The sequence below is a fragment of the Bacteroidota bacterium genome (assembly GCA_030706745.1).
Classification (GTDB): Bacteria; Bacteroidota; Ignavibacteria; order Palsa-1295; family Palsa-1295; genus PALSA-1295.
This window is the reverse complement of sequence record JAUZNX010000011.1, coordinates 1-11965: the sequence shown is the minus strand read 5'-3', so window position 1 is coordinate 11965 and position 11965 is coordinate 1. Positions and strand designations below refer to the sequence as shown.

General features: G+C 53.2%; 3 protein-coding genes. All 3 read left to right on the top strand.

Annotated elements, in window-relative coordinates; genetic code table 11:
* The first annotated feature begins 797 nt into the window (after positions 1-797).
* The gene (locus Q8902_12030) at positions 798-3359 is read left to right on the top strand and encodes an OmpA family protein (GenBank protein MDP4200283.1); all 2562 of its coding nucleotides are present in this window, start codon (positions 798-800) and stop codon (positions 3357-3359) included.
* Between the two features lie 425 nt (positions 3360-3784).
* The gene (locus tag Q8902_12025) at positions 3785-8173 is read left to right on the top strand and encodes a hypothetical protein (GenBank protein MDP4200282.1); all 4389 of its coding nucleotides are present in this window, start codon (positions 3785-3787) and stop codon (positions 8171-8173) included.
* A gap of 153 nt (positions 8174-8326) precedes the next feature.
* The coding region (locus tag Q8902_12020) for a hypothetical protein (GenBank protein ID MDP4200281.1) at positions 8327-11965 on the top strand (3639 nt) is incomplete at its 3' end.

Sequence of the window (11965 nt, the reverse complement as noted above, 5' to 3'; positions counted from 1 at the left end):
ACGCACCCCGGCGGAGTAATCCACTCGATCGTACCCGAAGCCCACTCCGAAACCGCGGAGTGTCAACGGGGGCATGCGTGATGTCGTGGAGCTGGCAATGGAAACAAAGGACGGATGTCCTTTTACCCGCCGGGGCGTTGGCGGTCCCTGCGCTTGGGGCGCACATGACGCGGGGGGTAGGGGCCGACCCAACGTCATGTGTGTTGCAGGGCACGCTCGAACCCGTGATGTTCCTGTTGAGGTTTCCGCCTTTCGGCACTATGGGTAAGGTTGTTTTAGAAAGTATGGATTGTGGGGGAAAGTGGTTGATTGTTCTACACAAATTGCCATATCAATGTCGTTTTTAGCGGGACGCGACAAAAAACAAGTTATTTTTACATGGAGTGATTCACTCGGAGTGACTTTTCGGTAGGGCGAGCCTTGGAGCGAGCGTTGCAAAACGGCGCCACCGGGTGAATGCCTCGGCGAGCATGTTCGCGTTCTTCGTCGCTTCTCGTGAATGTTATGCGGAAACCGCTCGCCGCATTCCGAATCGATGCCGCCATGCGGTTTCGCGGAGTGCGTGCTTGAACCAATTGTTTCGGATGACGTTCTGAGAAGGCTGCTTTCCGCCTGAGTGAGAGAATTTGAATTGTTCTCCGAGTTGCTTTCTGCTGTATCTGTGAGCCTGAACAGGCAAATTGAATGTGCATGACCGTCGAAATGCATGGGCCGTTTGGTCCGCGCACGTTGCGGTTAACCTGCACCTAAGCGGGAAGTGATGATCCGTATCCGTGACTGATGACCAACTATTGCTTATGAGACTTCGTAAAACGACCCCGAACCTCCTCTTCATCTCCCTCGTAGCGGTCGCGCTGGCGCTTTCTGGCGCATCGAGCGCCCACCGGCTTGCGCATCATCGGCTCCACCATTCGGCCAATCCAAAGCTTCCCCCGCCGCCGCCCGCCGATAGCACCAAGAGTGCATTCGCCAAGCTGGTGGTCAAGAATCTCGGCCCGGTTCTCAACTCGAAAGTCAACGATTTTTCGCCGACATTGACGGCTGATGGACTGACAATGTTTTACGTTTCCGACCGATCCGGTGGCGTTGGCAAGGAAGACTTTTGGATGACCACTCGGGCGGACGCCAGTAACGATTCTTCATGGTCGGCGCCTTCTGATGTGACGGAAATCAATTCCTCGGAGGCCGATGGTGCTGCATCGATCGCGGCCGACGGACAGACAATTTACTTCGCAACCAATCGCAATACCACAGTCGCCAACGACGTGAATATTTGGGTGGCGACACTCGATGGTATTCACTGGAAGAACGTCCATGAGGTTGGCGCTCCGGTCAATACCGTGTTTTGGGAGTCTCAACCTTCGATTTCTCCCGATAACAAGCGGCTATTCTTTGCTTCCAACCGTCCTGGCAAAATTGGCTCTGAGGCCAAGGAGAACGTCGATATCTTCGTGAGTCATCAGTTGCCTGATGGCCGCTGGGGCGATCCGATCAATCTCGGCTCGAAGATCAACACCGGCAGGTATGATGCATCTCCCTTCCTCGCGGCAGACGGTACGACTCTCTTCTTTGCTTCAGACGGCCACGGCGGACTGGGTGGGCTCGACATCTTTAAGTCTGAGTGGAAAGGCCCGACGGACACCGATTGGACGGAACCGGAAGCACTTCCGGCGCCGATTAATTCACCGGCGAACGATTTCTTTATCTCATTCTCGGCTGCAACGAACTCGCTCTATTTTACAAGCGATCGCGATGGTGGAAGTGGAAAATTCGATATTTGGGTCGCACTCAATCCACCGGCTCCGAAGCCGACACTCGTACTCAAGGGACGTTGCTATGATGTGAACACACAAGACAATCTTGGTGCGCACGTGATCATCGTTGACGAACGCACGGGTGATACCGTTTATAATAAGCCTGCCAACAGCGCGACTGGCGAGTACCTCGCAGTACTCACTGCTGATAAGGATGGAAAGCTTGGAGGCCCTTACATCATCAGTGCCACGGAGTCGAATCACTTTCCGTATCCGGCAACACGTGATATGATCCCGCTCCGCGATGATACTTCGCGTATCTGGGTCCATGACATTCCAATGAATAACGAAAAGCCTCCGATCGTGCATTGGGTGACGGAAACCCCGCAATTGCTGAAGGAGAAGCCATCGTTGTATCCAAACTTCAAGGGAGTCGTCATCCGCGAGCAGAAGACGATCGAGCTCTTTACATTGCTGCCGATGCTCTTCTTCGATCTGGGCAACGGTACGCTTCCGAGCCGCTATGCGCTCTACACCAACCCCGACCAGACAAACGGGTTCTCGGAGGACACGATCAGTTCAACGCTCAACGCCTATTACAACTACCTAAATATCGTCGGGCAACGGATGCGCAACAATCCGAAGACCGTCATCACCCTGACGGGTACGAACTCTCAGGATGTCGAACAGGAGATGTCGATCGACCTTTCTCGCCAACGCGCGGAAGGCGTCAAGAAGTATCTCGTTGAGATTTGGAAGATTGATCCCGAGCGCATCAAGGTCGAAGCACGCAAGCTTCCAGAGAACCCAACCCTGCCGACTACACCGGAAGGTATTGCCGAAAATCGCCGGGTCGAGCTTGGCAGCGATGCATGGGAGATCGTTCATCCAGTGCTCTTCAATCAGGTCGTGAAACGTCCTGACGCACCGACAGGTGGTTTCCAATGGGAGAACGGATTGCGCGATGATGCCATCGCCAAACGCGATCTCGTGATTTCTTATCAGGGTAAGCCCTGGGCGGACATCTCCGATCTGGGTCCACTTTCGACCACGAGCTATTCCGGATTCAACTGGCGCTCGGCCGAAGGGAACAAACTGCCCGACGGGGAAGACAAGATGTCGGTCCAACTCAAGGTTACCGATAAGACAGGCCGCGAGGTCCTTTCAAATCAGGATAATATCGATGTCAAACAGTTCTCGATCAGCCAGGTCGTAGCCGAGCACTTAGGCGATAAGACTCGCGAGACCTATAATTTGATCCTGTTCACCTATAACAAGTCCGACATGGGCAAATGGAATCACAAGATTCTCGATAGCTATGTCTATGGTCGTATCCAGCCGAATTCAGACGTGACCGTCAATGGGTTTACGGATATTCTGGGGACGGACGACTACAATGTCAAGCTTTCGACCAATCGGGCGAATGCCGTAAAGAATGATGTCAGCGGACACATTAAAGGACGCGTCAAGTCGTTGACCGCACATGGTTTTGGTAAATCAGGACCAAACGGTCCGGCGATGTATCCGAACGAATTGCCGGAAGGCCGTTACTACAACCGGACAGTCCAGGTGTTGGTAGAGACTCCAATCAATCCGGCCCCTTAACGGCTTGGATGATCAATATTCGATGAATGGGATGGCCGCCAATCTGGCGAAATCGCGCCAAAAACGGCCTCCCATCATTATTCATAATATTTTTTTGTAACCGCTGCATTCTCGAACGTTTTAAATATAGCAGCCTTTGGTGAAGGCGTGTCTTGCGAATGAGGAACTATGTGTCCCATTCCTGAGATGCTATTGGTGATTCACCACTGCCGGTACTCGTGTTCTGCTGCTTATTGACGAGATCCTCCGGCGCCTTTGCAATCGCTTTCTTCGCTACGCTCCCGTTGCTGCGGGGGCTGTTTTAAGATCGGTAACCGGAATCGCGTGCGACTCCAGAAAGGTGTTGCAACGTGATTTTGCAGGGCTTGTATTACTGCTTCGTAAATCTGATGGCAATGGAAGAGTCACATTTTGAATGCGACAGAATGACGCGACGTCGCGCATCTTTTCGATGTGTGCTCGCGGTTTGGTTCTCCATTCTAATCCTGGCATTATGCGGCGTGGGCCTGCGGGCGCAGGACGCAAGGATCCACCACAAGATTGTCTCCGAATACCACAAAGCACCCCAGATGGGTCGCGATCTCTGGTTTACCCTGCTCACGAACTATGGTCTGCAAAACCTGTCCGGCAAGTACTTCGCGCTCTACGTGACCTCGCCGAACACGACGAACGTCTACGTCCAGCTCACGGGTGGGGCGCGGAATACTATTGTCGTCCAGCCTTACAAGATGACGACATTCAACATGCCGCTCACATGGGAAATGCATGGGAGCGGCACTGTCGGTCCGTTCGGAGTTCACGTCTGGTCGGACGATGCCGATATCAGCGCGTACGTCATGTCCCACAATCCCGCGACCTCCGATGGCATGTACGTCATCCCGACAATCGGCTGGGGCACCGAGTATGTCGTGGCCGCCTACGCCGCGCTTAACGAGGGTTCGGGCAGTACGACCATCGATCTCCCCAGTGAGTTCGGGATCGTCGCGAACCAGGACAATACGCGTGTCTCGATTACGCCGACCGCGGACATCCGGGTCGAAGCCAGCAGCGGCGCATGCTGCAGTTGCGTGCTCGCGCTGAAGGGCCAGACCTTCCTGGTCAGCTTGAACCGGGGCGAGTCCGTGCAGTACGAGAGCACGTGTACCCAAGACTGTGATAACTATGACCTGACCGGGACCGTGCTCAAATCAAACAATCCCATTGGCGTCGAGGGTGGCTCGCAGTGCACGAATATTCCATGCGATTTTCCCTATTGCGATCACGTGGTCGACATGCTTCCGCCCGTGCGCACCTGGGCGAAGTCATACTACACGTTGCCGTTCTACCAGCCGGCTGGCGCGTCCTCCGGCCATCAGGCTTCGACCTTCCTTGTCGTCGCGTCAAAACCGGGGCAGGTCATCAATCGGTTCGATAATGTTAGCGGGTTGTTGCCAGTCTTTACTTCGTCCCAAAAGTACGACTTTTTCTTTCTGAACGACATTGATCTGGGCAGTCGCTGGTCTTCGAAAGATCCATTCGAACTCGTGCAGTATATCAATAGCGCGTCGTACCCGGACAGGATCAACGGCAATGGCGACCCTGCCGAAGTCGTGATTAATTCGGCCGAGGAATTCAGCAAGACGGCGGTATTTTGCACGCCCATTTCGATCGGGTCTCAAGGGCCATACACGCACTATGTGAACATTGTCGCGAAATACGGCGATACCAATGTAAAGTTCGATGGCAAATCCGTGAAGAGCTTTCACCAAGTTTACATGGACGGCATTTTTGAGGGATACCGGGCCGATGCCGTCACTCCTGGTACGCACATCGTGACTTCCGATTCCGGGGTTGGAGTATATATCTACGGCTACGGCCACGACGAGTCTTATGCTTGGACCGGCTCATTCGCCAACAACAGCTATAACAGTGCTGACTCGACGGCGCCAAAGGCCGACACGTCCGGTCAGTGTTTCCAGGCGCATGTCAACTTGACTGATGTGGATGGCGATTCCAATAATCTTGGTCTGTATTACATTAGGGTGGATTCAAGCAATAACATGACCTTTAACCTCGACCCGGCATGGGTTGAAGGGAACGCGATAACTAAGACGTTCTACGATATGACGGTCGCTGACTTATCCAAGCCGGCGATCCTGATCCTCTCCGCGTTCGATCAGGCAGGCAATGTCACGACAGTCACCAGTACATACGCGCCACAGGATGCTCGGCTCGGTCCGCCCCTGCAAGATTTCGGTGTCGGCGATCCAAGTAGTTGCATCGTTATGTACGATACAATATCTAATACGCTGAATTTGCCCTACTACTTCCATAACATCAGGCTCGCGCGTGGCGATCAAGGTTTCTCTTTCCCCACGGATACGACCCTACCTGCCTCGCCGCTGGCGGTCGGAAGTGTGAATTTGGTCAAGATTTGTTTCAAATCGTTGAGGGGTTCAACTGTATTCGACACGCTTCTTATTGATGATGGGTGCAGCGTGAAGAAGGTCCTATTGACCGGTACCGGTGGACAACCCGATTTCCGCACCACGGGCCATGATTGGAGCACTCAGCTTCTCGGGACGGACAGCGTCTGGGATGGGACGAAGGGATTGCCGATCGAGGTGGTCAATACTTCTGCCGTACCGATTACGATCAATTCAATGTGGGTTGATGCCGTGGATTCCGCGAATTTCCTTCCGGTGAAGGATTCGCATTGGGCGACACCATCGAAACCAGTCTTAATTCCTGCCAAGGGACATGACACAGTTACATTCACGTTCCACACGACCCTGACGGATCCTATTGGTCCATATTCGCTGAATTGGTTTGCCAAGAGTGATCAGCTTGTGAGCTCTACCGAAACGGGAGTCCGCTCCAATATCCTGACCGCACAAACAGTCTCCGCAGGTACGACCTTTACGGCCGATACGACATTCGATATCGAGTGTGCGAATGCGACCTCTCCGCCAGCATCACTCCAATTTGTAATCACCGCGACTGGCAGCGCTACCAGCACGATTACTAAGGTCCAGCATAGTTCTACGGAATTCTCGATGTTCGGGGTGATGCGCGATGGGAATGCCATTCCTGATCCATCGCACATGAATGAACTGCTGAATTCGGGACAGAAGCTCGTGGTAACGGAGCAGTTCCAGGCTCCATTGATGAAAGACACCACGTTTTTCGATACCATCACCGCCTTCTACATTGACCAAACAGATGGCCTGACGAAGATGGTCGGTGGTCGTCCGCTGCTTGCTACAATCCATGTGATATATCGAAGTGGTGTGGTAACCCCGGCGCTCTTGACCTTCCCAGCGGTCCCATACCAAGGACCGCCTGTTACGCTGCCGATTGCAATTAAGAACACGCAGAGCAGTGAGACGCTCGTGGTAGACAGTATCTTCATCAACCCGCTCCTCGATCTCAAGAACCAGACTTACGGCAAGGCATTTACCTTTTCGTTGACTGGTGGCGCCAAATGGACTCCCCAGGCGATTGCCCCAAATGGAAGCGTTACGATTCTTGTCAGCTTTGATCCTTCCATTAGCTTCGATCAGACTCAACAGGTGACGGTACAGGTAAATAGCAACAGCTGTCCGGATCTCCCGCTTCAGTTGGTTGCTCAGACGACCGTTAGCGGCGCGTCTGGCGAAGACTACGTTCCAAGTGGCTTCTCGGCTTGCGACCTAGCGCCACGGACGGTCACGATTTATAATACCAAGCCGAAGAATGCCGATGAAGAGGTCGCGGACACAATCGTCAAGGTGTGGTTTACGTCTACGAATTCTCCGATCGGAAAGAATTTCTCCGTCGTCGGAGATCCGGTGCAGGCCCAGGCTGTGATCCATGGCTATGACTCACTATCCATCCCAATCACGTTCCAGCCGGACCCAACTGTCTTCGGCCGTCAACCATACCAGGATACGATTTACGTTACGCTGCACAACTGGCGTATTGATGAGACCGTCTTCGTGGTCGTCCGAGATACCGGCGTGACCGAAGCTCTAACGGCTACGGCGGGTTCGGGTGCCAGCGTCATCGGCCAGACCTTCACGCTTCCGATTTCGTTTAGCGTGAACAACAACGGGCTCGCCGAGCCGTTAGCGAACCGGAAGATTTCGCAGGTGAAGTTCACGATCGCGCTCAATAGCAATCTGCTAAGCATCGATCAGGGAACGATCGCCAGTCAATTCGTGGCGGCTACATCACCAGCATGGACCGTCGATCCGTCATCGAGGCTCGCGCTGGCTCCGCAGATTCCACAAATTCCACCCGTACACAATGGGGCGATTCTGGATACGCTGTATCTGACACTGAATGCTCCGAGCGGCAGCTATCTCGACGAGTCGAATATTCTTCCTCTGATCGGCAGCCTGAAATTCCAGGTGAAGTTGACCGACAGTGCCGACAAATCGCCGATCACACTTGTGAACACGGAATTGCTGACATCGACGGGTGCGATCGCAGGTTGCGTTTCGCCAAGTTCGATGAGTGGTAATTTTGCCGATCAACTGCTGTGCGGCGATAAGACCATGCGGGCTGTGATGAACGGTGCCACGGAAATCGACTTCATCCATCCGGCGACCCCGGATCCGGTCACAGGAAACGCGATCACGATCAGCTATGCGAACCGTCTGGAAGGCGTCCTTTCGCTGGGGATTTATGACATCCTGGGCAACGAGGTCGCGCGTCCGCTTGACGGCGTCGCACAGGGTGCTGGTTCATGGCAGGTTGTCTGCGATGTATCGCACCTACCGAGCGGTCAGTATACCTACCGCCTGAGCGAAGGCCGCACTGTGATCTCGAAACAGTTCGTGATCCAACGATAAATCACGCGAACCACATGAAAACGAAGCCTACATACGCGTTGAATGGAATTCTTCGAGACCCGCCGGGGGCGTCGCCGATTTCACTAAAAATTTCTCAATTCTCTTTTTAGGTGAGACTTACGAATGCAAATGTCACATATTAATTTCGACACGATGAAACACCGTTATGTGCTCCGCGCGGCTGTGCGTTATGCTTACGCGCTTTTAGGGCTTGTGCTTCTGCTCGCGATGCCGCATGCCGGCGCGCAAGCCCAGAATGCGCGTATTCACCACAAGATCGAATCAAAACATCTCCAGGCTCCGCAAATGGGTCGGGATTTGTGGTTTACGCTCATTACGAATTACGGTCCTGGCGGTTCTGGGAAGTATTTCGCACTCTATGTAACCTCCCCGAATGTAACGACGGTTCACGTCCAGCTTACGAGCGGTGGCACGTATTCCATCGATATTCAGCCATACAAAACGGCGGCATTCAATATCCCGCTGCAGTGGGAGATGGAATCGAGCGGACAGGTTGAGGACATGGGCGTTCATGTCTGGTCGACCAATGCCGACATTTGCGCCTACGTGATGTCACACAATCCTTATACATCGGACGGAATGTATATCATCCCGACGATTGGCTGGGGCACCGAGTACGTAGTCGCGGCCTACGCCGCACTTTTCGAAGGCTTTGGCTCCTATGTCTTCGATCTTCCGAGTGAGTTCGGAATCGTTGCGGATCAGGACAACACCCGAATCAGTATCACCCCGACCCAAGACGTTCGAGTCGAAGGTTCGAATGGTGCATGCTGCAGTTGCGTGATGGGTCATCAAGGGCAAACGTTTCAGGTTGTCCTGAACCGTGGTCAGTCAATCGAATTCAAGACCACGTGCACAACGGACTGCGACAATTTCGATCTTACGGGTACGGTCATCAAGTCGAACAATCCGATCGGTGTGGAGGCAGGCTCACAATGTCCGAATATTCCTTGCGATTTCCCATATTGCGATCACGTTCTCGATTACATACCGCCGGTTCGAACGTGGGCCAAGACCTACTACTCTATTCCATTTTACCAACCGCCGGGAGCGACGTTGGCGCATAATGCTTCGACATTTCTTGTCATTGCGACCAAAGCCGGGCAGGTTATCAAGCGCTATGACAATGATCGCCAGCAGGACCAGATCTATTTCACCGCAAGCAAGAAATATGATTTCTACTGGCGCAATGATATCGATCAAGGCAGCCGTTGGAGTTCCGATCAGCCATTTCTGCTCGTGCAGTATATCAACAGCTCGAGTTATCCGGATAACGTCAATGGCCAGGGCGATCCGGCTGAGGTCGTTGTTCCTTCGTCCGATCAGTTCACGAAACAAGTCGTCTTCCAAACGCCAATTTCAATTGGCAACAAGACGCCGTATACGAACTACGTGAGCATCATCGCACACTATGGCGATAACAACGTAATTCTCGATGGCAAATCGGTTAAGAATCTGACGCGAGTTTATATTGACGGAATCTTCGAAGGTTATCGCGCGGGTAATGTTGCGCCAGGTGGTCACGTCATTACGTCCGATTCGGGTGTTGGCGTATATATTTATGGTTATGGATTCGATGAGTCGTATGCCTGGACGGGTTCCTTTGCCACGAATTCATTCAATAGTCCTGACACCATACCACCCGTGGCCGACACTTCGGGTCAGTGCCTTCAGGCGCATGTCAACCTTTCTGACTTGTTGAGCGGTGGCGATTCGGTTACCGGTATCTACTATATCCGAGTCGATTCGGTCAACAACATGGGTTATTTACTCGATTCATCCTGGATCGAAGGTAAGGCCAAACCGAAATCGCTGTATGACATGACCGTCGCGGACCCCACCAAGCCGGCGATCCTGATTGTTTCAGTATTCGATCAAGCTGGCAATTCCACGACAATTACCAGCACGTATGTTCCTCAGGATGCACGGCTCGGACCCCCATTGCAGGATTTCGGCGTCGGTAATCCGAGCAATTGCGTGATGATGTATGATACGATTGTTAATACACAAAAGACGCCATATCATTTCAAGAGCATCTCGCTGGTACTTGGTGACCAAGGATTCTCATTCGCCTCCGATACCGTAAAGCCGGCATCCCCAATTGGCATTGATAGCGTCGGCATCGTCAAGATCTGCTTCAAGTCCATTAAGGGATCTACCGTCTTCGACACGCTTCGCGTTGACGATGGCTGCTTCGTTAAAGATGTGATCCTTACTGGTACCGGTGGGCAACCGGATTTCCGGATTACCGGACACGACTGGGGCACCCAACTCCTGGGCACATCCAGTGTCTGGGATGGAACGAAGGGGGCAGCCATTGAGATCGTAAATACCTCACCGAACCAGCCAATCAAAATTGATTCGATGTGGGTGGATGATCCAGTGCATTTCAAGCCCACAATGGATTCCCATTGGGCTACTTCGACTAACCCTGTTATCCTCGGAGGTAAGGGGATCGATGTGGTGACCTATACATTCACGACAACCGATCCTCCCGACACAGCGGGACAGTATCGGACGATGTGGCATGCACTGAGCAAACAGCTCATCAGTGGTTCGGAAACCGGCATCCGGTCGAATAATCTGACTGGCCTTGCAGTGACCCCGGGTCGTTCGTTCTACTCGAACATCGACACCACGATCACTTGCGCCAGTGCGGGCAACGACGTCTTGATACTGACCGACACCATTGCCGCTTCCGGGACCAGCGCCACGACGATTTCCAAGGTTATCCATAGTTCGCCATACTTCACGAACTTCACGGTGACCCGGAATAATGGGACATTGGTTGCGAATCCCTCGAACATGCAAGAGGCTCTCAATCCGGGAGACATGCTCTTTGTATCCATGCAGTTCGATGCGCCGCTCTCCAAAGACAGCACGTTCATCGATACCGTCTGGGCGTATTACGTGGACGATAGAGATGGCACCACTCAGTTGATCGGAGGTCAGCCGCTGATCCTGAAGGTACACGTTATTTACCGTTCCGGAGTGGTCAGCAATGGAGGTGTCGTTAACTTTGCGCCGGTCAAGTATCAAAGTCCGGTAGTCTGCCAGACATTGACAATAACCGACACTACAGATGAACCGCTTGATGTGTCCGGATATGCGACAAACGTCACGTATGCGAGCTCATTCAAGATCACGGGCTTGCCTGTGACGCTGCAGCCTCATCAGTCTGTAACGGTGACAATTTGCTTTGATCCGTCGGTGAGCTTCGACGCGAAGCAAGATCTCGCGGTAACCTTCACAAGTCCGAATTCTTGCACTCCGCTTACTGCAGAAATCACTGCGTACACTACGGTTGGCGGTGCGGCCGGGCAGGGTTATGCCGCCAGCGGATTCTCAGCCTGTGATAATCCAACGCGCACGGTTACAGTTTATAACCTGCAGCCGAAGGATGCCAGTGGCGAGGTCGCCGATACAATTGCGGCGATCAGTTTCAAGAGCGGGAAGAACTTCTCTGTTCTCGGAAATCCGATTGGCGACACAGTACATGGGCAGGGTTCCTTACCGGTCCAGATCATGTTTATTCCGGACCAGGTGGGTGGCCGCAACTTCTATAGCGACACGCTCTTTGTCGAACTCAAGAGTTCGCGAAGTGACACAACGGTCGCCATCTACGTGGCGGATACTGGCGTGACTCAAGCCGTAACGGCTACGGCGGGTTCGGGTGCCAGCGTCATCGGCCAGACCTTCACGCTTCCGATTTCGTTTAGCGTGAACAACAACGGGCTCGCCGAGCCGTTAGCGAACCGGAAGATTTCGCAG

What these genes read in the sequence shown, in the direction of transcription:
- Q8902_12030 (MDP4200283.1), top strand. Translation starts at nt 798, where the DNA reads ATGAGACTTCGTAAAACGACCCCGAACCTCCTCTTCATCTCCCTCGTA.
- Q8902_12025 (MDP4200282.1), top strand. Translation starts at nt 3,785, where the DNA reads ATGACGCGACGTCGCGCATCTTTTCGATGTGTGCTCGCGGTTTGGTTC.